The 23,339-nt window shown below is 60.8% G+C and carries 21 protein-coding genes; 2 read left to right on the top strand and 19 right to left on the bottom strand.

Annotated elements, in window-relative coordinates:
• Positions 1-7: 7 nt before the first annotated feature.
• The 6 genes from rpsC to METH_RS01025 all read right to left on the bottom strand — a co-directional run bounded on the left by rpsC (position 8) and on the right by METH_RS01025 (position 3,796).
• Positions 8-718 carry a 30S ribosomal protein S3 gene (gene rpsC, locus METH_RS01050; protein ID WP_044008297.1) on the bottom strand — a complete coding sequence of 237 codons (711 nt, stop codon included), beginning with the start codon at positions 716-718 and terminating at the stop codon, positions 8-10.
• On the bottom strand, positions 718-1,098 hold the full coding sequence (rplV, locus tag METH_RS01045) for a 50S ribosomal protein L22 (RefSeq protein ID WP_024088540.1): 381 nt from the start codon (positions 1,096-1,098) through the stop codon (positions 718-720). Before rplV ends, rpsC begins: the two co-directional genes overlap by 1 nt.
• Before the next feature lie 3 nt (positions 1,099-1,101).
• Entirely contained in the window at positions 1,102-1,380 is a 279-nt protein-coding gene (rpsS, locus tag METH_RS01040) for a 30S ribosomal protein S19 (RefSeq protein WP_024088539.1), read from the bottom strand.
• 3 nt (positions 1,381-1,383) lie between these two features.
• Positions 1,384-2,226: a 50S ribosomal protein L2 gene (rplB, locus tag METH_RS01035; RefSeq protein ID WP_024088538.1), complete on the bottom strand. Its 843-nt coding sequence runs from the start codon at positions 2,224-2,226 to the stop codon at positions 1,384-1,386.
• Positions 2,227-2,531: 305 nt separating this feature from the next.
• Entirely contained in the window at positions 2,532-2,714 is a 183-nt protein-coding gene (locus METH_RS01030) for a DUF3008 family protein (protein WP_024088537.1), read from the bottom strand.
• Positions 2,715-2,866: 152 nt separating this feature from the next.
• Positions 2,867-3,796 (bottom strand): PRC-barrel domain-containing protein, encoded by a 930-nt coding sequence (locus METH_RS01025; RefSeq protein WP_024088536.1) that lies wholly within the window; start codon positions 3,794-3,796, stop codon positions 2,867-2,869.
• A gap of 325 nt (positions 3,797-4,121) precedes the next feature.
• On the opposite strand from METH_RS01025, the gene METH_RS01020 reads away from it, so the two are divergent.
• Entirely contained in the window at positions 4,122-4,319 is a 198-nt protein-coding gene (locus METH_RS01020) for a CsbD family protein (protein ID WP_024088534.1), read from the top strand.
• 252 nt (positions 4,320-4,571) lie between these two features.
• Here the strand turns inward: METH_RS01020 and METH_RS01015 are convergent, their stop codons facing one another.
• From METH_RS01015 to rpsL, 8 genes are all read right to left on the bottom strand, one after another.
• Complete coding sequence (locus METH_RS01015; protein WP_024088533.1) at positions 4,572-4,868, bottom strand: 50S ribosomal protein L23; 297 nt, start codon at positions 4,866-4,868, stop codon at positions 4,572-4,574.
• Positions 4,865-5,482, bottom strand: coding sequence for a 50S ribosomal protein L4 (gene rplD, locus METH_RS01010; RefSeq protein ID WP_024088532.1), 618 nt, complete (start codon positions 5,480-5,482; stop codon positions 4,865-4,867). Before rplD ends, METH_RS01015 begins: the two co-directional genes overlap by 4 nt.
• On the bottom strand, positions 5,479-6,183 hold the full coding sequence (gene rplC / locus METH_RS01005) for a 50S ribosomal protein L3 (protein WP_024088531.1): 705 nt from the start codon (positions 6,181-6,183) through the stop codon (positions 5,479-5,481). Before rplC ends, rplD begins: the two co-directional genes overlap by 4 nt.
• 18 nt (positions 6,184-6,201) lie before the next feature.
• The gene (gene rpsJ, locus METH_RS01000) at positions 6,202-6,516 is read right to left on the bottom strand and encodes a 30S ribosomal protein S10 (protein ID WP_019298501.1); all 315 of its coding nucleotides are present in this window, start codon (positions 6,514-6,516) and stop codon (positions 6,202-6,204) included.
• 542 nt (positions 6,517-7,058) lie between these two features.
• Positions 7,059-8,234: an elongation factor Tu gene (tuf, locus tag METH_RS00995; RefSeq protein ID WP_024088515.1), complete on the bottom strand. Its 1,176-nt coding sequence runs from the start codon at positions 8,232-8,234 to the stop codon at positions 7,059-7,061.
• Positions 8,235-8,298: 64 nt separating this feature from the next.
• Positions 8,299-10,419, bottom strand: a complete 2,121-nt coding sequence (fusA, locus tag METH_RS00990; RefSeq protein WP_024088530.1) for an elongation factor G — start codon at positions 10,417-10,419, stop codon at positions 8,299-8,301.
• A gap of 18 nt (positions 10,420-10,437) precedes the next feature.
• Positions 10,438-10,908 carry a 30S ribosomal protein S7 gene (rpsG, locus tag METH_RS00985; protein WP_024088529.1) on the bottom strand — a complete coding sequence of 157 codons (471 nt, stop codon included), beginning with the start codon at positions 10,906-10,908 and terminating at the stop codon, positions 10,438-10,440.
• A 15-nt stretch (positions 10,909-10,923) separates the two neighbouring features.
• On the bottom strand, positions 10,924-11,295 hold the full coding sequence (gene rpsL / locus METH_RS00980; protein WP_005621086.1) for a 30S ribosomal protein S12: 372 nt from the start codon (positions 11,293-11,295) through the stop codon (positions 10,924-10,926).
• Positions 11,296-11,706: 411 nt separating this feature from the next.
• Between rpsL and METH_RS00975 the strand changes: the two genes are divergently transcribed.
• Entirely contained in the window at positions 11,707-12,513 is an 807-nt protein-coding gene (locus METH_RS00975) for a putative rhamnosyl transferase (protein ID WP_024088528.1), read from the top strand.
• Positions 12,514-12,536: 23 nt separating this feature from the next.
• Here METH_RS00975 and METH_RS00970 read toward each other — a convergent pair whose 3' ends face one another.
• From METH_RS00970 to rplJ, 5 genes are all read right to left on the bottom strand, one after another.
• Complete coding sequence (locus METH_RS00970) at positions 12,537-13,352, bottom strand: glycosyltransferase (protein WP_024088527.1); 816 nt, start codon at positions 13,350-13,352, stop codon at positions 12,537-12,539.
• Positions 13,353-13,485: 133 nt separating this feature from the next.
• Positions 13,486-17,730 (bottom strand): DNA-directed RNA polymerase subunit beta', encoded by a 4,245-nt coding sequence (gene rpoC / locus METH_RS00965; RefSeq protein ID WP_024088526.1) that lies wholly within the window; start codon positions 17,728-17,730, stop codon positions 13,486-13,488.
• Positions 17,731-17,781: 51 nt separating this feature from the next.
• Positions 17,782-21,915 carry a DNA-directed RNA polymerase subunit beta gene (gene rpoB / locus METH_RS00960; RefSeq protein ID WP_024088525.1) on the bottom strand — a complete coding sequence of 1,378 codons (4,134 nt, stop codon included), beginning with the start codon at positions 21,913-21,915 and terminating at the stop codon, positions 17,782-17,784.
• A gap of 248 nt (positions 21,916-22,163) precedes the next feature.
• Positions 22,164-22,535, bottom strand: coding sequence for a 50S ribosomal protein L7/L12 (rplL, locus tag METH_RS00955; RefSeq protein WP_024088524.1), 372 nt, complete (start codon positions 22,533-22,535; stop codon positions 22,164-22,166).
• An 80-nt stretch (positions 22,536-22,615) separates the two neighbouring features.
• Positions 22,616-23,134, bottom strand: coding sequence for a 50S ribosomal protein L10 (gene rplJ, locus METH_RS00950; RefSeq protein ID WP_024088523.1), 519 nt, complete (start codon positions 23,132-23,134; stop codon positions 22,616-22,618).
• Positions 23,135-23,339 lie beyond the last annotated feature (205 nt).

Raw genomic sequence — 23,339 nt, 5'->3', positions numbered from 1 at the left:
ATCCTCCTTAGCGACGGCCGCCACCGGCACCGCGAGGTGCTGGGCCGTCCTGGATTTCTTGTGCTTTACGGTCACGCGCCGAAGGATCGTGCTCCATGATCTCGCCTTTGAAGATCCAGACCTTGATCCCGATGATCCCGTAGGGGGTCACCGCTTCGGTGGGTGCGTAATCGATGTCGGCACGCAGGGTGTGCAGCGGCACGCGGCCTTCGCGGTACCATTCGGTACGGGCGATTTCGGCACCGCCCAGACGGCCCGCGACGTTCACCCGGATACCCAGGGCGCCCATGCGCATGGCGTTCTGCACGGCACGTTTCATCGCGCGGCGGAAGGACACACGGCGTTCCAGCTGCTGGGCGATGGACTCGCCGACCAGAGCAGCGTCCAGTTCCGGCTTGCGCACTTCAACGATGTTGAGGTGCAGCTCGCTGTCGGTCATGCTGGCCAGTTTTTTACGCAGGACTTCGATGTCCGCGCCTTTCTTGCCGATGATGACGCCCGGACGGGCCGTGTGAATGGTGACGCGGCATTTCTTGTGCGGGCGCTCAATGATCACCCGCGCAATACCTGCCTGCTTGCACTCGGTTTTGATGAACTCGCGGATTTTCAGGTCCTCGAGCAGCAGATCACCGTAGTCTTTGGTGTCAGCATACCAGCGGCTGTCCCAGGTGCGGTTCACCTGCAGGCGCATGCCGATCGGATTGACTTTATGACCCATTAGGCTTGCTCCTCAACTTGACGCACCTTGATGGTGATCTCCGCAAACGGCTTCAGGATTTTGCCGAACCGGCCACGGGCACGCGGACGGCCGCGCTTCATGGTCAGGTTCTTGCCGACCCACGCCTCGGCGACGACCAGTTCATCGACGTCCAGGTTGTGGTTGTTTTCCGCGTTTGCGATGGCGGACTGAAGGCATTTCTTCACGTCCTGAGCAATCCGCTTGTTGGAGAATGTCAGGTCGGTCAGCGCCTTCTCGACTTTCTTGCCACGGATCATCTGAGCCACCAGGTTCAGTTTCTGCGGGCTGGTGCGAAGCATGCGCAGTTTTGCCATTGCTTCGTTGTCGGCCACGCGGCGGGGATTCTTTTCCTTACCCATGACTTACTTCCGCTTCGCTTTTTTGTCAGCGGCATGGCCATAATAGGTGCGGGTCGGCGAATATTCACCGAACTTCTGACCGATCATGTCTTCCGAGACGTTGACTGGGATGTGCTTTTTGCCGTTGTAGACACCAAAGGTCAGGCCGACGAACTGCGGCAGGATGGTGGAACGGCGCGACCAGATCTTGATCACTTCATTGCGGCCCGACTCACGCGCTGCTTCGGCCTTTTTCAAGACATAAGCATCAACGAAGGGGCCTTTCCATACGGAACGTGCCATGGATTAGCGGCCTTTCTTCTTGGCGTGGCGCGAGCGGACGATAAGCTTCTGCGACGCCTTGTTTTTGTTGCGGGTCCGTTTGCCCTTGGTCGGTTTGCCCCAGGGGGTCACCGGGTGGCGGCCACCGGAGGTCCGGCCTTCACCACCGCCGTGGGGGTGGTCGATCGGGTTCATTACGACACCACGCACCGAAGGACGCTTGCCCTTGTGGCGCATACGGCCGGCTTTACCGAAGTTCTGGTTCGAGTTGTCGGGGTTCGACACGGCACCGACGGTGGCCATGCATTCCTGACGCACCAGACGCAGCTCGCCCGAGGACAGGCGGATCTGGGCGTAACCGCCGTCACGGCCAACGAACTGAGCGTAAGTACCGGCTGCACGGGCGATCTGGCCGCCTTTGCCGGGCTTCATTTCGATGTTGTGAACGATGGTACCGATCGGCATGCCCGAGAACGGCATTGCGTTGCCCGGCTTGATGTCAGCCTTCGCCGAAGCGATGACCTTGTCGCCGACAGCCAGACGCTGCGGCGCCAGGATGTAGGCTTGTTCGCCGTCTTCGTATTTGATCAGCGCGATGAATGCGGTCCGGTTCGGGTCGTATTCGATCCGCTCAACGGTGGCCGCTACATCAAATTTGTTCCGTTTGAAGTCAACGATCCGGTAGAGGCGCTTTGCGCCGCCGCCACGGCGGCGTGCAGTAATCCGTCCGGTGTTGTTCCGGCCGCCCGATTTGGTCAGACCCTCAGTGAGAGATTTGACCGGACGCCCTTTCCAAAGCTCCGAACGGTCGATCAGAACCAGCCCACGCTGGCCCGGCGTCGTCGGCTTATACGACTTGAGTGCCATGCTTTCTGTCTTCCGTTTAGCGTGCAGGCCCTTAGGTTATTGTCTTTGGACCCGCTATGTTGAAAGCCCCCCGCCCGCAGGTTCCGTTTGGAACAAGCTACTAAGGTGGCCGATTTATAGGGCCCCGAAGGTCCCAAAGTTCGAACATCCTGACAAACGTAACGACCCCGGAACGAATCCGGGGTCTTCAGGATTGGTGCGAGGTAGCAGAGTTGGCGGAGGCTGTCTAGGGGCAAGCCCCGCTGCGCTGCATCCGGCGGCCCGGCGGGTGCCCCGCACAGGCGGGCGCCGGGCGGCGGCGGCCCTCAGTCCTTCTTTTCCGGCAGGCCGTCATGATCGGTCGCGGCGTAGTCTTCGAGCTCTTCCTCGGTCATGGTGTCATACATTTCCCGGGCCGCGCCGTACAGGTCCGACTTACTGGTCTCGCCCCGCTTGGCGGCAAGAGCGGCACCGGCGGCGCGCTGCTGGGCTTTGGATTTTGCGGGCATGGCAAACCTCCGTCTTCTGGGTGTGTACCGGTGCTGGCAAAACGCCTGATACCGCTCCCCGGTTCCAGACGGCATCCGGCCCCGGCGCCTGCCCGGCGCAAAAAGAAACCCGCCGGATGGCGGGTTTCTCCATAGGTCTCGGCGCGGGCCTGTCAGCTGTCGTAATCCGGCAGCGACTTCATCTCGTCTTCGGTCATGGAGATGTAGACACGCAGATCGGAACCGTCGTCGGCGCGCAGGATGTCAATCTTCTGCATTTCGAGCTCAACCGGCTTTTCGCCGATGCCCAGGAAGCCGCCAACATCGACGACGACGGATTTAACCTTGCCGTCGTCAGTCAGCAGAAGTTCGGAAACTTCGCCGATCCATTCGTCGTTGGCGTCATAGGCAGGCGTGCCGGTCAGACGTTCAGCGGTGAGTTCGGTTTCGTCGGCGACAGCATAGCCGTCGCGTGCAATCGGCGCCCGGGTCATGACATCGCCGTCAACCGCCTCGCCGGCCTCGGCCAGGGTTTCGCTGGTTTCAGCCACGGCTTCCTCGGCGCCCTGTTCGACGGCTTCCGCGGCTTCAGCGGCTTCTTCGGTGATCTCCGCTTCTGCCTCCGCCGCTTCAGCATTCACCTCGGCTTCCGCTTCGGCGGCGGCTGCGGGGCGCTCGTCCGGCATCTTATAGGCAGGGGCCTCTTCCAGACGTTCGCGCGGTGCGTTCAGCACGAGGAAGAAGTCGGAATCGTCATCCGCGGTCGCGCCATCGGAAACGAAGCGGATCGAGTCCATTTCGACCGCTACCTGGTTTTCGCCCATGCCAAGGAAACCGCCAATGTCGACCAGCACAGCACCGACCGAGCCGTCGCGGGTCAGAATGACGTCATTGATTTCGCCAATGTCGTCCCAGCTGTCCTGCACGCCTTCATATTCTGCGGCGTCAGCCTTATCGGCGCGGTAGACCCGCATGCCGATAAAGTCCGACGCGTGGATTTCCTGCGGGTCGGCTTCTGCACGGAACATGCCCTCGGTGCTTTCGGCAAACGCGGGGATGGATGTCACAGCAACAAGTGCCGTAGAAAGCATCAGCTTTTTCATGGCCTTCTCTCCTGAACTACTACAATTCTCGAGCGTGTGTACTCGGCCAGTCAACGCGCTGGTATGATTTCGGTTCCACGCCGGTTGCCGATCATGCTGAGAATTTTCCGGCCGCGCCGGTCACGCAGCGCGCAGCCATCAGTGCCGTCAGGCCTTGAGCGACGCGTAAAGGGGCAGGAACAGTGCGGACAGATTCCTGGCGCCGCCAACCGCATCCGCGCCGCGCTGGCGGCGGGCTTCCGCCAAATCGGTTTCCGGCGGGAACCTCTTCCGGCACCGGACGTTTCCGGATCAGGCTGTCAAACCGCAAGGAAAGGAAACCGCCATGAATTGGGATCAAGTGAAAGGCAAATGGAAAGAGATGAAGGGTTCGGCCCAGCAGACCTGGGGCGAGATCACCGATGATGATTGGGATCAGATGGACGGCCGCCGCGAGGAACTGGCCGGGAAGATCCAGCAGCGCTACGGGCGTGAAAAGCAAGAGGCCGAGCGCGAAATCGACCAGTGGCTCGCCCGGCAGTAAGGGCAGAGCCGGCGCCGCGCGGCCATCCGGGACGGGGAAGGCATACAGCCCCCGCGCCGGTTCCGGCATCGGCATAGCCTGGTCCACCCGCCGGCCGCACCGTTTACAGCCAAGGTGCGGTTTCTTGCGGCAGGGTGTTTACAGGACCGGGCAGCGCCGTTGCCACGTCCCCTCCACCGGGAAAGTCCCGATGGCCGCGAAAAAGGCCCCTGCGGATGCAGGGGCCTTCTTTACTTGTCAGAGAGGCAAATCTCAGAGTCCGGTGGACACGTCGATGGTGTTGCCCTCTTCCAGGGTCACATAGGCTTTCTTCACGTCTTTCCGGCGGCCCATCTGGCCGCGGAAGCGCTTAACCTTGCCCTTGGTGATGGTGGTGTTGACCGCTTTCACCTTGACGCCAAAGAGAGCCTCGACGGCTTCTTTGATCATCGGCTTGTTCGAGTCGATCGCCACTTCGAAAACCACTGCGCCGTTTTCGGACGCCATGGTGGTTTTCTCGGTGATGATCGGCTTGCGGACCACATCGTAGTGTTCTGCTTTAGCGCTCATTTCAGGCGAGCCTCCAGTGCTTCGACACCTGCTTTGGTGATCACCAGGGTGTCACGCTTCAGGATGTCATAGACGTTTGCACCCATCGTCGGCAGGATATCCAGGCCTTCGATGTTGCGCGACGCTTTCAGGAAGTCTTCGTTGACCGAAGAACCGTCGATGACCAGCGCGCGTTTCCAGCCCAGGTTCTTCACCTGTTTGGCCAGAGCGGCGGTTTTGCCTTCGGAGGCTGCATCCTCGATGATGACCAGCTCGCCCGCTTTGGCTTTGGCGGACAGCGCGTGGCGCAGGCCCAGCTTGCGGAACTTCTTGGTCAGCTCGTGGCCGTGCGAACGGACAACCGGGCCCTTGTAGATACCGCCCTTGCGGAAGATCGGCGCGTTGCGGTCACCGTGGCGTGCGCCGCCGGTGCCCTTCTGGCGATAGATCTTCTTGGTCGAGTAGGAGGTCTCCGAGCGGGTCTTCACCTTGTGGGTGCCCTGCTGCGCGTTGTTGCGCTGCCAGCGGACCACACGGTGCAGGATGTCCGCACGCGGCTCCAGGCCGAACAGGTCTTCCGACAGTTCGATGTCGCCGGACTTGCCGCCGTCGAGTTTGATCACGTCAAGTTTCATGCTTCACCACCTTCCGCGGGAGCTTCCGCAGTTTTCAGAGCGGCCGGGAAAGGCAGACCCTCGGGGGCTTTCTTCTTCACGGCGTCCTTGACGGTAACCCAGCCGGATTTCGGGCCGGGAACGGCGCCCTTGATGAAGACCAGGCCGCGGTCGGCGTCGGTTTTCACCACTTCCAGGTTCTGGGTGGTCACGCGGGCTGCGCCCATGTGGCCGGCCATCTTTTTGCCTTTGAAGACTTTGCCCGGATCCTGACACTGACCGGTGGAGCCGTGCGAACGGTGCGAGATCGACACACCGTGTGTCGCACGCAGGCCGCCGAAGTTGTGCCGCTTCATGGCACCGGCGAAACCTTTACCGATCGAGGTGCCGGTGACGTCCACTTTCTGGCCAGCCAGGAAGTGTTCGGCCGAAATCTCGGCGCCGACTTCGATCAGGGCGTCTGCGGGCACACGGAATTCCACGAGCTTCCGCTTCGGCGCAACCTTGGCAGCGGCGAAGTGGCCGCGCATGGCTTGCGACGTGCGCTTTGCCTTGGCGGAACCAGCACCGAGCTGAACGGCGGTGTAGCCGTCTTTGTCATCGGTGCGCTGCGCAACAACCTGCAGGCCGTCCAGCGACAGAACGGTCACAGGGATCTGCTTGCCGTCTTCCAGGAACAGCCGGGTCATGCCGACTTTCTTTGCGATAATACCAGAGCGCATATTCATTACCCTCCGATCTTACGACTGCAGCTTGATTTCGACGTCCACACCAGCGGCGAGGTCGAGCTTCATCAGCGCGTCCACGGTCTGGGGGGTCGGATCAACGATGTCGAGCAGGCGCTTGTGGGTCCGGATTTCGAACTGGTCGCGCGATTTCTTGTCAACGTGGGGGCCACGCAGAACAGTGAATTTCTCGATCTTGTTCGGCATCGGGATCGGGCCACGAACCTGAGCGCCGGTGCGCTTGGCTGTGTTGACGATTTCCTGCGTGCTGGCATCCAGAACGCGGTAATCGAATGCCTTCAGCCGAATGCGAATGTTTTGGCTTTGCATTACATCTGCCTTTATTGAGGCGTTGAGGTTGAGAGGAGGGCCAGCGACCATCGCGAACCCTCATCGAACCCAAAAGGCGGGAATCACCCCGCCTCTATCCGCACAGAGCGAACCTGCGCGCTATACGCCTGCTGCGGCAGTCTGGCAAGGGGTTTCGCACCGAAACGGTTGCGTTTGGGGCGAGCGGTGGTTTTGGGGTTTGTTAGGCTTTGGAAGGAAAAAGTTAAAAGGGGGGGATTGCGCGCCCTGCCCCCGAATGTCCTGGCTTCAGGTCAAGGATACCAAAGAAGGGCGGGCGCCTGTCCGCGGGGTGGCGTTGAAACACTCGAGCAGGCCGGTCTATCCCTGCAATGCAGTTCCCCGGTCCAAGTTTGTCACGGCATCCTCCAAAGCGCCAGCCCGGCGGGGCGGGACAGCGAATACCCGCAGTCCCAAACCACCTGAGCACCGCTTGCCTGCGAGGGAGGCGGCGGCTGCAATGCAAAAGGGCCTCCCGAAGGAGGCCCTTTCTATTTTTCAGAACCGCGTGGGTTCCAAAATCATTATTCAGTGATTTTGGAAACGACGCCGGCGCCGACGGTGCGGCCGCCTTCGCGGATGGCGAAACGCAGGCCGTTTTCCATCGCGATCGGGGCGATCAGTTCAACGTCGAACTTCAGGTTGTCGCCCGGCATCACCATCTCGGTACCCTCGGGAAGGGTCACGGTGCCGGTCACGTCGGTGGTGCGGAAGTAGAACTGCGGACGGTAGTTCGCAAAGAACGGCGTGTGACGGCCGCCTTCTTCCTTGGTCAGGATATAGGCTTCGGCTTCGAACTTGGTGTGCGGGTTCACCGACTTCGGTGCGCACAGAACCTGGCCGCGCTCAACGCCGTCACGGTCGATGCCGCGCAGCAGGGCGCCGATGTTGTCGCCGGCTTCACCGCGGTCCAGCAGCTTGCGGAACATTTCAACACCGGTGCAGGTGGTGGTCTGGGTGTCGCGGATACCGACGATTTCGATCGAATCGCCAACGTTGATCACGCCGCGCTCGACACGGCCGGTCACAACGGTGCCGCGGCCGGAGATCGAGAACACGTCTTCAACCGGCATCAGGAACGGCTGGTCAACCGCACGCGCCGGGGTCGGGATGTATTCGTCGACAGCCGCCATCAGCTCTTTGATCTTCTCTTCGCCGATTTCAGGCTTGTTGCCTTCCATTGCGGCCAGAGCCGAACCGGCGATGATCGGGATATCGTCGCCCGGGTAGTCATAGGACGACAGCAGCTCGCGGATTTCCATTTCCACCAGCTCGAGCAGCTCTTCATCGTCGACCTGGTCGACTTTGTTCATGAAGACAACCATGTGCGGGATGCCGACCTGGCGGCCCAGCAGGATGTGCTCGCGGGTCTGCGGCATCGGGCCGTCAGCCGCGTTCACAACCAGGATCGCGCCGTCCATCTGCGCCGCGCCGGTGATCATGTTCTTCACATAGTCAGCGTGGCCGGGGCAGTCGACGTGGGCGTAGTGGCGGGTGTCGGTCTCATACTCGACGTGGGCGGTCGAGATGGTGATGCCGCGGGCTTTTTCTTCCGGTGCGCCGTCGATCTGGTCGTAGGCTTTGAAGTCACCGAAATATTTGGTGATTGCTGCGGTCAGCGTGGTTTTGCCGTGGTCAACGTGGCCGATGGTGCCGATGTTGACGTGCGGTTTTGTGCGTTCAAACTTTTCCTTAGCCATGGTGGCCTCCTATAGTTTCGAGAGGAGCCCGCAGCGGACGCGAACCCCTCAATTTTCATGACGCTTACGCGAATTTCGCCTGGATCTCTTCCGAGATGTTCTGCGGAACCGGTTCGTAATGGTCGAACTGCATGGTGAACTGGGCGCGGCCCGAGCTCATCGAACGCAGCGTGTTGATGTAGCCGAACATGTTCGCCAGCGGCACAAACGCGTCGATCGCGATTGCGTTGCCGCGGTTCTCCTGGCCGGACACCTGGCCGCGGCGCGAGGTCAGATCGCCGATGATACCGCCGGTGTAGTCTTCCGGGGTGATCACTTCGACTTTCATCACCGGCTCGAGCAGTTTCGCACCAGCTTTGCGCATGCCTTCCCGCATGCCCATGCGGGCCGCGATTTCAAAGGCCAGAACCGAGGAGTCCACATCGTGGAACTTACCGTCGATCAGGGCAACCTTGAAGTCGATCACGGGGAAGCCGGCCAGCGGGCCGCTGTCCATGACGGACTTGATGCCTTTTTCGACGCCCGGGATGTATTCCTTCGGAACCGCACCGCCGACGATACGGGATTCGAAGGAGTAGCCTTCGCCCGGCTCTGTCGGCGAGATGATCAGTTTCACCTCGGCGAACTGGCCCGAACCACCCGACTGTTTCTTGTGGGTGTAGGAATGCTCGACCTCTTTGGAGATGGTCTCGCGGTAGGCCACCTGCGGCGCGCCGATGTTGGCTTCGACCTTGAACTCGCGCTTCAGACGGTCAACCAGGATGTCCAGGTGAAGTTCGCCCATGCCCTTCATGATGGTCTGACCGGACTCGATGTCGGTCTCCACGCGGAAGGACGGATCTTCGGCAGCAAGACGCTGCAGACCCTGGGACATTTTCTCCTGGTCGGCCTTGGTCTTGGGCTCAACCGCGATCTCGATCACCGGATCCGGGAAGGTCATGGTTTCCAGAACTACCGGATCGTTGACGGCACAGAGGGTGTCGCCGGTGGTGGTGTCTTTCAGACCTGCCAGCGCGATGATGTCGCCCGCGAACGCTTCCGTGATTTCCTCACGGTTGTTCGAGTGCATCATCATCATCCGGCCTACACGCTCTTTTTTACCCTTGGTCGAGTTCAAGAGCGTGTCGCCCTTGTTCAGGACGCCCGAGTAGATGCGGGTGAAGGTCAGCGAGCCGACGAAGGGGTCGTTCATGATTTTGAACGCCAGGCCGGAGAACGCCATGTCATCGTCCGCACGGCGGGGGATGTCACGGGTCTCGGTCTCGTCACCGGGTTTGAAGCCCATGTAATCAACAACGTCCAGCGGGCTGGGCAGGTAGTCGATCACGGCGTTGAGAAGCGGCTGAACGCCTTTGTTCTTGAACGCGGAGCCGCCCAGAACCGGAACGAAGGACAGCGACAGGCACCCTTTGCGAAGCAGCGAGCGCAGCGTCGCGACGTCAGGCTCTGCGCCATCCATCAGGTAGTTTTCCATCGCCGCGTCGTCCATTTCGACGGCCGCTTCGATCATCTTGGCGCGCCATTCGTCAGCCATGTCTTTCAGGCTGTCGCGGATCGGTGCTTTGATCCACGATGCGCCAAGGTCTTCGCCCTGCCACAGCCATTCTTCCATGTTGACCAGGTCAACCAGGCCTTCCAGCTCGGTCTCGGCGCCGATCGGAATACCAACCGGAACCGCGCGGGCGCCGGTGCGGTCTTCGATCATGTTGACGCAGTTGAAGAAGTCAGCGCCGATTTTGTCCATCTTGTTGACGAACACCATGCGCGGAACCTTGTAGCGGTCAGCCTGACGCCACACGGTTTCGGTCTGCGGCTCAACACCGGCGTTGGCGTCCAGAACACAGACTGCACCGTCGAGAACCGCCAGCGAGCGTTCAACTTCGATGGTGAAGTCAACGTGACCGGGGGTGTCGATGATGTTCAGGCGGTGCTTGGGCGAGTCAGCGGTTTCGCCGTCTTCGGTGCGTTCCCAGAAGGTGGTGGTCGCAGCCGAGGTGATGGTGATACCGCGTTCCTGCTCCTGCTCCATCCAGTCCATGGTGGCTGCACCGTCGTGCACCTCACCGATGTTGTGGGATTTGCCGGTGTAGAACAGGATGCGCTCGGAGCAGGTGGTTTTACCTGCGTCGATGTGCGCCATGATACCGAAGTTACGGTATAGTTCGAGCGGATATTCGCGTGCCATAGGTCTAGGTCCTCCGGCTTACCAGCGGTAATGGCTGAAGGCTTTGTTTGCCTCGGCCATCTTGTGAGTATCTTCGCGCTTCTTCACTGCGGTACCACGGGACTGGACGGCGTCCATCAGCTCGCCTGCAAGGCGCTCTTCCATGGTGTTTTCGTTGCGCTTGCGCGCAGCAGTGATCAGCCAGCGGATTGCCAGCGCTTCACGGCGCTCGGGACGGACTTCAACCGGCACCTGGTAGGTGGCACCGCCCACACGGCGCGAACGGACTTCGACCGAGGGTTTGATGTTGTCGAGAGCTTCGTGGAACACTTCAACCGGAGCGCGCTTGATCTTGGTCTCAACGCGGTCAAAGGCGTTGTAGACAATACGCTCTGCGACCGACTTCTTGCCGTCGATCATCAGGTTGTTCATGAATTTGGTCAGAACGCGGTCGCCGAACTTGGCGTCGGGCAGGACTTCGCGTTTTTCAGCGGCGTGACGACGTGACATATCAGCCTCTCCTTCTTACTTAGGACGCTTCGCGCCGTACTTCGAACGACGCTGCTTACGGTCTTTAACGCCCTGGGTATCCAGAACACCGCGCAGGATGTGGTAACGGACACCCGGAAGGTCTTTTACACGGCCGCCGCGGATCAGAACCACAGAGTGCTCCTGAAGGTTGTGGCTTTCACCGGGGATGTAGGAGATCACTTCGAAACCGTTGGTCAGGCGGACCTTCGCAACTTTCCGCATAGCGGAGTTCGGCTTCTTCGGAGTGGTTGTATACACACGGGTGCAGACGCCGCGTTTCTGCGGGCACTGTTCCAGGTGCATGGACTTCGAGCGTTTAACTTTCGGCTGACGCGGCTTGCGGATCAGCTGCTGGATCGTTGGCATTCCGGTTTATTCCCCGTTTTGCAACACTGTCATGCACGCCGGCGCGTGCGGGTGATTTCGCTGCACTTGTGCGTCCACAAGCGCAAAAACCGCAATCGCTCCCATTCCGAGGTGAGACGACGCGGTGAGGTTACAGAGGGCCCGGGTGGTAAAAGTGCCCAAGCCTTGAGCCACTGCAATTTTGAATTCGGCTTTCGAAGAATACACTCCGGGTGCCGGATAAGCGCGCGTATATGGGGAGTCGCGCAGGTTGTCAACAGCGGCCGGCGCCGGCCTTGGGCGCTCTGCGGCGGCAGATTGCGTTCCGGGCGGCCTGCCCTTCCAGTGCCGGCCCTTTGCAGCCCCTTGCCGGCGGCAAGGCAGGCCGCCATAGTCGCTGCGGCAACCTGTTCATATAAGACGGATTTCAGAATGCAAGTCATCGGATTGTGCCGGTTTTCCTACCCGGCGATCGGCGGGTTTCAGGTGGAGCACGAAACAATCGAAGAGCGCATGGCCTATCTTTATGCCGACGCCCGGATGGAGGAGCGGTTCCGGCTGCTGGAAACCGTCGCCCTGCCCTGCCTTCGCCAACAGACCGATCCGGATTTTGACCTGATCATGGTGATTGGCGACAGCCTGCCCCAGGTCTACCGCGACCGGCTGCACGATCTGATCTCAGACATGCCGCAAGTCCGGCTTTGCGCCGAACCGCCGCGCAAGCATCGCGAGGTGATGAAGGATCTTCTGAACGGTGCGCGGCGAAAACCGGGCCAGCCCTGCCTGCAGTTCAGGTTCGACGATGATGACGCGGTGGCAACGGACTTTGTCGAGCGTCTGCGGGATACCGCAAAGGACTGCGCCAAGCTGTTTGCCAAATCCGCCGCAGCCGCGATTGATTTCAACCGCGGCTACATAGCGGAATTCGGCCCGGACGGAATTTCAGCTGCGCCGGTTGTCCGGCCCTATTTCACGGCGGCCCTCGGCATGTATGTGGCGGCGGGCAGCCGCAAAACGATCATGAACTTTGCCCATCACCGTATTCACCATCACATGCCGTCTGTCACCATAACCGACGCCCCCATGTGGGTCCGCAGCCACAACCAGTTCAACGATTCCCGGCAAGGCGGCGCGGCAGCGGTTGACGTCGCGCCCCTGACCGCCGAGCAGGAGCTTGAATTCGCGGCGGTCTTTGGTCTGCGGGCAGCCAAGGTGCGCGCGGCGTTCAAGCCGCGGTAACCCGCCCGCGGCCCGGCCGGAAGTTACGGCAGCAATGCCTTGAGGCGCGCGGCGGTATAGCCGAAGTGCTCCTTCAGCGCGTTTTCGAGCTGATCTTCGCGCCATTTCCGGGTCAGCCCGATCTGTGCCGGATCAGATTTATTGTCGCCGTGAATGGTCCGCAGGAACGCGGGCACCGAAATGTCGGAAAACGTATTATAGTGCTGCGCGATTTTACGGTGGTTGAACGCATAGGGGTTGGAAGTGTGATCCGCCGGGGCAACCAGCGACAGGCCGGTGGAGAGCGGCGCGCGCTCGCAGGTATCATAGAGCTCTGCGCCATTGGCGGTCTTTTCCAGATACAGGCCGCGGTTATGGGCAATGATAAACGGGGTCTGCCCGTCCCCCTGCAACGGAATCATGCCGCGGGCAAAAGCCTTGGTGCGTTTGACGAAATTCCGGTCCAAAGCATCATCATCGTCGAGCCGGAACAGAACGTGATGGGTGGCGCGCCGCAAATTCACCAGGCTGAAGGCGCCCTTCAGCTGCTGATAGTGCACGTCTGGAGCCGCGCCGTGGCAGAAGATGTTGCTGTAGGGTTCCGTCAGCTCCAAGAGCCGCGCCAGATAGGGATCCGGCAGGTCTTCGGAGGTCAGAACGATCAGCCGGAAACTCGGGTCGCTTTGCTGTGTCAGCGAGCGCAGGCACAAATGCTCAAACAGCCGGAACCGCAGTTCCATCCGCTCCGGCGAAAACAGATGCTCCGCCTTCTCCTCCAGGCTGTTGAACCGGTCCGAGTAGTAATTGGTGCTGAGTACGGAAAACCGCACCAATCCGATCATCCGCAGCCTGATATCCATCCCTGTCCCCTGCCTGCAGGCCGTGTGATCCGGCCTGATCCCTCACCCGGCAAACGATACCCGCGGTTGCGGATATGAAAAAGCCCCCGCATGAAATCATGCGGGGGCTTTTTCTAAAGGTATATGCCGTGGCTTAGTCGCGGCTTTCCGGGGTTTCGACCAGGATATCCAGATCGTCGCCGCCCATCGCATCGTCGTCCATCACCGGTGCGGCCAGGGCTGCAGCGGCTTCGGCTTCTTCGCGGCGGGCTTCCAGAACCACGTTGTCGCGGCCCTGGGCAATGGCGCGCACCGCCTGGGTCGCGCCGCCGGTGCCGGCCGGGATCAGACGGCCCACGATGACGTTCTCCTTGAGACCCACCAGCTTGTCCTTCTTGCCCTGCACCGAAGCCTCGGTGAGGACGCGGGTGGTCTCCTGGAAGGAGGCCGCCGAGATGAACGAGCGGGTCTGCAGCGACGCCTTGGTGATGCCGAGCAGGATCGGTTCGCCCTGCGCCGGACGCTTGCCGCGGGCCAGCGATTTCTCGTTGGCCTGGTCAAACTCCTGCTTGTCCACGTGTTCGCCTTTGAGCAGCGTGGTGTCGCCGGAGTCCGAGATCTCCCACTTCTGCAGCATCTGGCGGACGATCACCTCGATGTGCTTGTCGTTGATCTTCACACCCTGCAGGCGGTAGACGTCCTGAACCTCGTCGATCATGTAGTTGGCCAGAGCCTCGACACCCATGATGGACAGGATGTCATGCGGCGCCGGGTTGCCGTCCATGATGTAGTCGCCCTTCTGGACAAAATCACCTTCCTGAACCGGAATGTGCTTGCCCTTGGGCACCATGTATTCGACGGGGTCCCGTGTCTCGTCCGACGGTTCAATCGCGATGCGGCGCTTGTTCTTGTAGTCGCGGCCGAAGCGCACGTAACCATCGATTTCGGCGATGATCGCGTGGTCTTTCGGACGGCGGGCTTCGAACAGTTCCGCAACGCGAGGCAGACCACCGGTGATGTCCTTGGTCTTGGCGCCTTCACGCGGGATCCGCGCGACAACGTCGCCGGCCACAACCTGCTCGCCGTCTTCGACCGAGAGGATCGCATCCACCGACATCGGGTAAGTCAGCGGATTGCCCAGGTCGTTGCGCATCGGCTCGCCGTTGCTGTCGACCAGGATGATCTCCGGTTTCAGATCCGAGCCTTTCGGAGCCGTGCGCCAGTCGATCACGATCTTCTGGGTCATGCCGGTGGCTTCGTCGGTCTCGTCACGGACCGCCAGGCCCGAGACCAGGTCCACGTATTTGGCGGTACCCGGCTTCTCGGCGATGATCGGCAGGGTATAGGGATCCCATTCGAACAGCTTGTCGCCGCGGGCAACGTTCTGGCCTTCCTTGACGAACAGCTTGGAGCCGTAGCCCAGCTTGTGGCTGGCCCGCTCTTCGCCGTGCTCGTCCTGGATGATCAGCTTCATGTTGCGGCCCACAACCAGGGTCTCGCCGTTGGCGTTCTCCAGGGTCTGCGGCATCTCGAAGACGATCTTGCCTTCCTGGGACGCTTCCAGGAACGACTGCTGGCCGCCCTGTGCAACGCCGCCGATGTGGAAAGTCCGCATGGTCAGCTGGGTGCCCGGTTCACCGATCGACTGCGCCGCGATGATACCCACCGCTTCGCCTTCGTTCACCTTGGTGCCGCGCGCCAGGTCACGGCCGTAGCACATGGCGCAGACGCCCTCTTCCGACTCACAGGTCAGCGGCGAGCGGATACGGGTCGACTGAACGCCGGCCTCTTCCACGGCGTCCGCCATGCGTTCGTCGATCAGCTGGCCGGCTGCGATGATGACTTCCTCGGTGCCCGGACGCAGGATGTCGTCTGCGGCCACACGGCCCAGAAGACGTTCGCCCAGGGTGGCGACAACTTCACCGTCGTTCACAGCCGCTTCGGCAGTGATCGCACGTTCGGTGCCGCAATCATTCTCGCGCACGATGCAGTCCTGCGCCACGTCCACCAGACGGCGGGTCAGGTAACCCGAGTTCGCCGTCTTAAGCGCGGTATCGGACAAACCCTTACGGGCACCGTGGGTCGAGTTGAAGTACTCGAGAACGGTCAGGCCTTCTTTGAAGTTCGAGATGATCGGGGTCTCGATGATGTCGCCGTTCGGCTTGGCCATCAGGCCGCGCATGCCGCCCAGCTGCTTCATCTGGGTAACCGAGCCACGCGCACCGGAGTGGGCCATCATGTAAACCGAGTTCGGTTCCATCACGGCGCCAGCCTCGTCGCGCTTGTCTGCGGAGATGGTGCCCATCATCGCGTCGGTGACCTTGTCGTTACACTTGGACCAGGCATCGACAACTTTGTTGTACTTTTCGCCCTGGGTGATCAGGCCGTCCATGTACTGCTGTTCAAAGTCCTTCACCTGATCGCGGGTCTCGTCGACCAGCGTCCATTTGGTGTCGGGGATCACCATGTCGTCCTTGCCGAACGAAATGCCCGCCTTGAACGCTTCGCGGAAGCCCATGGTCATGATCTGGTCACAGAAGATAACCGACTCTTTCTGGCCGCAGTAGCGGTAGACGGTGTCGATGACCTGCTGCACTTCTTTCTTCCGCAGCAGGCGGTTGACCAGTTCAAACGGCGCTTTGACGTTTTTCGGCAGCAACGCGCCCAGACGGACACGGCCCGGCGTGGTTTCAAACCGCGACTTGACCTCGTTGCCTTCCTCGTCAAACTGGGTGATCCGGGCAGTGATCTTGGTGTGCAGGTGCACAACACCAGCGTCCAGCGCGTGCTGAACTTCCTCGATCGAGCCGAACACCATGCCTTCGCCCGGCATGCCTTCGCGTTCCAGAGTCACATAGTAGAGACCCAGAATCATATCCTGCGAAGGAACAATGATCGGTGCGCCGTTGGCCGGCGACAGAACGTTGTTGGTCGACATCATCAGGACGCGCGCTTCCAGCTGGGCCTCAAGGCTCAGCGGCACGTGCACAGCCATCTGGTCGCCGTCGAAGTCCGCGTTGAACGCCGAGCAGACCAGCGGGTGCAGCTGGATCGCCTTGCCTTCGATCAGCGTGGGTTCGAACGCCTGGATGCCAAGACGGTGCAGCGTCGGTGCGCGGTTCAGCATCACCGGGTGTTCGCGGATCACCTCGTCAAGGATGTCCCAGACTTCGGGGCGCTCTTTCTCGACCAGTTTCTTCGCCTGTTTCACGGTGCTGGACAGACCTTTGGCCTCCAGACGCGAATAGATGAAGGGCTTGAACAGTTCGAGCGCCATCTTCTTGGGCAGGCCGCACTGATGCAGCTTCAGCTCGGGACCGGTCACAATCACCGAACGGCCGGAGAAGTCGACGCGCTTACCCAGAAGGTTCTGACGGAAGCGGCCCTGCTTGCCTTTCAGCATGTCGGAGAGCGACTTCAGCGGACGCTTGTTGGCACCGGTGATGACGCGGCCGCGGCGGCCGTTGTCGAACAGAGCGTCAACGGACTCCTGCAGCATCCGCTTTTCGTTGCGGACGATGATGTCGGGCGCGCGCAGTTCGATCAGACGCTTCAGACGGTTGTTCCGGTTGATCACGCGGCGGTACAAGTCGTTCAGGTCGGAGGTCGCAAAGCGGCCGCCGTCCAGCGGCACCAGCGGACGCAGTTCCGGCGGGATGACCGGGATCACGGTCATGATCATCCATTCCGGACGGTTGCCCGACTCGAGGAAGGATTCCACGACTTTCAGACGCTTGATGATCTTCTTGGGCTTCAGTTCGCCGGTGGCTTCGGCCAGTTCGGCGCGCAGCGTTTCGGCTTCCGATTCCAGGTCGATCTGGGCCAGCATGTCACGGATCGCTTCGGCGCCGATGTTGGCGGTGAAGGCGTCCATGCCATAGGCATCCTGGGCGTCCATATACTCTTCTTCGGTCATCATCTGACCATAGGAGAGGTCGGTCAGGCCCGGCTCGATGACAACGTAGTTTTCAAAATACAGAACCCGTTCCAGATCGCGCAGGGTCATGTCCAGCATCAGGCCGATGCGGGACGGCAGCGACTTCAGGAACCAGATGTGCGCAACCGGTGCGGCCAGTTCGATGTGGCCCATCCGCTCGCGGCGGACTTTCTGCAGGGTGACTTCGACGCCGCATTTTTCGCAGACGACGCCGCGGTATTTCATCCGCTTGTATTTGCCGCAGAGGCATTCGTAGTCTTTGATCGGGCCGAAGATGCGGGCGCAGAACAGGCCGTCGCGCTCGGGCTTGAAGGTCCGATAGTTGATGGTCTCAGGCTTTTTGATTTCGCCATAGGACCACGACAGGATCCGTTCCGGCGACGCCAGCGAGACTTTGATTTCATCAAAGACCTTGGGCGGCGTCAGCGGGTTGAACGGGTTGTTGGTGATTTCCTGGTTCATTTTGATACCTCAAATTCGTGCGGAAGGGAGAGATGGTAAGGGCCGCAGCCCTTACTCTTCTTCCGCATCCAGGAGTTCCATGTTCAGGCCGAGGCCGCGGACTTCTTTAACCAGAACGTTGAACGATTCCGGAACGCCCGCTTCAAAGTTGTCCTCGCCCTTGACGATCGACTCATAGACCTTGGTCCGGCCGGCGACGTCATCCGATTTCACGGTGAGCATCTCCTGCAGGGTGTAGGCGGCGCCGTAAGCTTCCAGAGCCCAGACCTCCATCTCACCGAAGCGCTGACCGCCGAACTGCGCCTTACCGCCCAGCGGTTGCTGGGTGACGAGGCTGTACGGGCCGGTGGAACGCGCGTGGATCTTGTCGTCCACCAGGTGGTGCAGCTTGAGCAGGTACTTGATGCCAACGGTTACGGGACGCGCGAACTGCTCGCCGGTGCGGCCGTCGAACAGGATCGACTGGCCGGACTGGTCAAAGCCCGCACGCACCAGCGCGTCGTTCACGTCGTCTTCCTTGGCGCCGTCGAAGACCGGGGTCGCAATCGGCACACCGCGGGACACGTTGCCTGCGGCCTCGACCAGAGCGGCCTCGGACATAGAGGCGATGCCTTCGTCATAGACGTCGTCGCCATAGGCGTGATGCATCGCGTCACGGACCGGTGTCAGGTCGCCGGAGCGGCGGTATTCCTGAAGCGCGTCGTCCACCTTGATGCCAAGACCGCGCGCGGCCCAGCCCATGTGGGTCTCCAAGATCTGACCGACGTTCATCCGCGACGGAACGCCCAGCGGGTTAAGGCAGAAGTCGACCGGCGTACCGTCGGCGAGGAACGGCATGTCCTCCATCGGCACCACTTTCGAAATCACACCTTTGTTGCCGTGACGGCCGGCCATCTTGTCGCCCGGCTGCAGCTTGCGCTTCACGGCGATGAAGACTTTGACCATCTTCATCACACCCGGCGGCAGGTCGTCGCCGCGGCGGACTTTTTCGACCTTGTCCTCGAAACGGGCGTCCAGGGCGCGCTTCTGCGCCTCGTACTGCTCGTTCAGGGCCTCGACAACCTGGGCATCCTTCTCGTCTTCCAGCGCCAGCATCCACCACTGGCCGCGGGACAGCGAGTCCAGCAGTTCCTCGGTGATCTCGGCACCGGCGCGGACGCCTTTCGGACCTTTGACAGCCACTTTGCCCAGGATCATGCCGCGCAGTCGCGCATAGATGTTGCGGTCCAGGATCGCCAGCTCGTCGTCCCGGTCACGGGCCAGACGTTCGACTTCCTCACGCTCGATCTGAAGCGCACGCTCGTCTTTTTCCACACCGTGGCGGTTGAAGACGCGCACCTCGACGACAGTACCGTAGTCGCCCGGCTTCACGCGCAGCGAGGTGTCGCGCACGTCGGAAGCCTTCTCGCCGAAGATGGCGCGCAAGAGCTTCTCTTCCGGGGTCATCGGGCTTTCGCCCTTGGGCGTGATCTTACCGACCAGAATGTCGCCCGGCTCCACATCGGCACCGATGTAGACGATGCCCGCTTCGTCGAGGTTGCGCAGGGCTTCCTCGCCGACGTTGGGGATGTCGCGGGTGATTTCTTCCGGACCAAGCTTGGTGTCGCGGGCGGCGACTTCGAATTCCTCAATGTGAACCGAGGTGAAGACGTCGTCACGCGCGATGCGCTCGGAGATCAGGATCGAGTCTTCGTAGTTGTAGCCGTTCCACGGCATAAACGCGACGACCACGTTTTTACCCAGAGCCAGTTCGCCCATATCGGTTGACGGACCGTCGGCGATGACTTCGCCCTTGGTCACAGTGTCGCCCACCTTCACCAGCGGACGCTGGTTGATACAGGTGTTCTGGTTGGAACGCTGGAACTTGCGCATCCGGTAGATGTCAACGCCCGCGTCGCCCAGCTCCAGATCGGAGGTGGCCCGGATCACGATACGCTGCGCATCGACCTGGTCGATGATGCCGGCCCGTTTGGCCTGGATCGCCGCGCCGGAGTCGATCGCAACCTTCTCCTCGATGCCGGTGCCGACCAGCGGCGCCTCGGCCCGCAGAAGCGGAACCGCCTGACGCTGCATGTTCGAACCCATCAGAGCGCGGTTGGCGTCGTCGTTTTCCAGGAACGGGATCAGCGAGGCCGCAACCGAGACCAGCTGTTTCGGGCTGACGTCGATCAGGTCCACGCTTTCGCGCGGCGCCAGGGTGTAGTCGCCGGACTGACGGGTCGACACCAGATCGTTGATGAACTTGCCGCCTTCGTCCAGGGTCGCGTTGGCCTGCGCCACGGTGTGGCGCATTTCCTCGGTCGCTGACATGTAGTGCACTTCGTCGGTCACCTGGCCTTCGTTGACAACGCGGTAAGGCGTTTCGATGAAGCCGTATTTGTTGACGCGTGCAAAAGTGGCCAGCGAGTTGATCAGACCGATGTTCGGGCCTTCAGGCGTTTCAATCGGGCACATCCGGCCATAGTGGGTCGGGTGAACGTCGCGGACTTCAAAGCCTGCACGCTCGCGGGTCAGACCGCCGGGGCCAAGCGCCGAAAGGCGGCGTTTGTGGGTGACTTCCGACAGCGGGTTGGTCTGGTCCATGAACTGCGACAGCTGCGAGGAGCCGAAGAATTCACGCACCGCGGCAGCCGCCGGTTTCGCGTTGATCAGATCCTGCGGCATCACGGTGTCGATCTCGACCGAGGACATACGTTCCTTGATCGCGCGCTCCATGCGCAACAGGCCGACACGGTACTGGTTTTCCATCAGCTCGCCGACCGAGCGCACCCGGCGGTTGCCGAGGTGGTCGATGTCGTCGATGTCGCCGCGGCCGTCCCGCAGGTCGACCAGCGCCTTGATACAGGCGACGATGTCTTCCTTGCGCAGGGTGCGCTGGGTGTCCTCGGCGTCCAGCGCCAGGCGCATGTTCATCTTCACACGGCCAACCGCGGACAGGTCGTAACGCTCGCCATCGAAGAACAGGGTGTCGAACAGGGCCGACGCGGCCTCGACGGTGGGCGGCTCGCCCGGGCGCATCACACGGTAGATGTCCATGAGCGCGCTTTCGCGGGTCCGGTTCTTATCCTGCGCCATGGTATTGCGCATGTAGGGGCCGACGTTGACGTTGTCGATGTCCAGCACCGGAATATCGGTGATGCCGGCATCCATCAGCTCCTTCAGAGAGCCGCCGATCAGTTCGCCGTCCTTGTCGTATTCCAGGGTCAGCTCATCACCGGCTTCGACGTAGATTGCGCCGTTTTCTTCGTTGATGATGTCCTGGGAGACATATTTGCCGACGATATGCTCAAAGGGCACCAGAAGCTCGGTGATGGTGCCTTCTTCGATCATCTTCTTGACGGCGCGCGGGGTGACTTTCTTGCCGGCCTCGCAGATGATCTCGCCGGTGGCCGCGTCAACCAGGTCATAGGTCGGGCGGGTGCCGCGCACACGTTCCGGGAAGAACGGGGTGACCCAGCCGCGGGACTTTTCAAGCTTGAACTGAACGGTGTTGTAATAGGCGCCCATGATGGCGTCCTGGTCCAGGCCCAGGGCGTACAGCAGGGTGGTCACCGGCAGTTTCCGGCGGCGGTCGATACGGGCAAAGACGATGTCCTTGGCGTCGAATTCGAAGTCGAGCCAGGAGCCGCGGTACGGGATGATGCGGCAGGCAAACAGCAGCTTGCCCGAGGAGTGGGTCTTGCCTTTGTCGTGGTCGAAGAAGACGCCCGGCGAGCGGTGCATCTGGGACACGATCACGCGCTCGGTGCCGTTGACGACAAAGGTGCCGTTCGGGGTCATCAGGGGCATGTCGCCCATGAAGACATCCTGTTCTTTGATATCCTTGACCGACTTGGCGCCGGTGTCTTCGTCCACATCAAAGACGATCAGGCGCAGGGTGACCTTCAGCGGCGCGCTGTAGGTCATGTCGCGCTGCATGCACTCTTCGACGTCGTACTTCGGCTTTTCAAACGCGTACTTCACGAACTCCAGAACGGAGGTTTCGTTGAAATCCTTAATCGGGAAAACCGACTGGAACACACCTTTGATGCCTTCGCCGTCCAGCGGCTCGGCTTCATCGCCAGAGCGCAGGAAAAGGTCGTAGGAAGATTTCTGCACCTCAATGAGGTTCGGCATCTCCAGCACTTCGCGGATTTTGCCGTAGTATTTGCGTAGACGTTTCTGGCCAAGGAACGATTGAGCCATGTCAGATGTCACCTTTCGAGTTCTCACCGGTCAAGGATGCCGCCGGGCCCCGGCACCTTGCCCATACGAGACAGCGTGTTCGGATCAATTCATGGCCACCGTCCCGAAGGCAGCCTCCCGATCCCTTGAACCTCGCCTGAAAAAACGCCTCTTGCCAGAGGCCCTTTCTAAGACAGGTTCGGCTGGGCCCGGAAAAACTCCGGACCCAGCCAAATTTCCGATGCATCGAAATGCACCAGGCGCAGGGCTTAGGCCAGCTCGACTTCGGCGCCAGCTGCTTCCAGCTTGGCTTTGACGTCTTCGGCTTCGTCCTTGGACACGCCTTCTTTGATCTTGCCGCCGGCTTCGACCAGTTCTTTGGCTTCTTTCAGGCCCAGACCGGTGATGCCGCGAACTTCTTTGATCACGTTGATCTTGGAAGCGCCGGCGTTCTTCAGAACGACGTCGAATTCGGTCTTTTCTTCTTCTGCAGCTGCGCCGCCATCAGCGGCCGCCATGACAACTGCGCCGCCGGCTGCGGGCTCGATGCCATACTCATCCTTCAGGATGGTTTTCAGTTCTTGTGCTTCCAGCAGGGTCAGACCCACGATGCTTTCTGCGAGTGCTTTCAGATCAGCCATTGTATCAGCTCTTTCCGTTTACAGTATGTGTGTTCCAACGTGCGGGCTTTGCCCCACGCCAGTCATTCAGTGCCAACCGCTTACGCAGCTTCCGCCTTCTCTTCGATGGTCGAAAGAATGCTTGCGATGTTGCTTGCAGGTGCGCCAATTGCGCCGGCGATGTTGGAAGCGGGTGCGCCAATGCAGCTTGCGATCTGAGCAATAAGCTCGTCGCGGGACGGCATTTTCGACACGGCTTCGACGCCTGCGCGGTCCAGAGCATTCTCACCCATTGCGCCGCCAAGGATCTCAAACTTTTTGTTTTCCTTGGCGAAACCCTCGGCCACTTTCGCAGCGGACACGGGGTCTTCGGAATAGGTCAGAACAGTCATCCCTGTCAGCAGGTCAGACATGTTTTCACACGGCTTTCCCTCAAGGGCGATTTTGGCGAGCCTGTTTTTGGCAACACGCACGGAGCTGTTCGCGTCGCTTGCACGCGCGCGCAGATCCTGCATCTCGGCAACTGTCAGACCGGCGTAGTGAGCTACCACCACGACGCCAGAGCTTTCGAAGATCTGGCCGAGTTCCTCGACCACTTTCTCTTTCTGGGCTCTATCCACAGTTCTCTCCAAGTTAGGGATGCTTATGCACCCCGGCTCATATTTGCCGGTCCCGAAGGTCCGGCGTTCAGGTCCGTTTTACGGGATGAGCCAAATCCGCCCGAGGGATTGAAAACCCTCGATCTTCTTGGTCTGTACCCGTCTCAGGAGGGAGATTAAGGCCCGATCGAAAGGCCACCCACCATCTTGGACGAAATGAAATAAA

This window comes from Leisingera methylohalidivorans DSM 14336, from assembly GCF_000511355.1.
Taxonomy (GTDB): Bacteria; Pseudomonadota; Alphaproteobacteria; order Rhodobacterales; family Rhodobacteraceae; genus Leisingera; species Leisingera methylohalidivorans.
The sequence above is the reverse complement of the archived record's forward strand: the minus strand, read 5'-3'. Positions and strand labels throughout refer to the sequence as shown.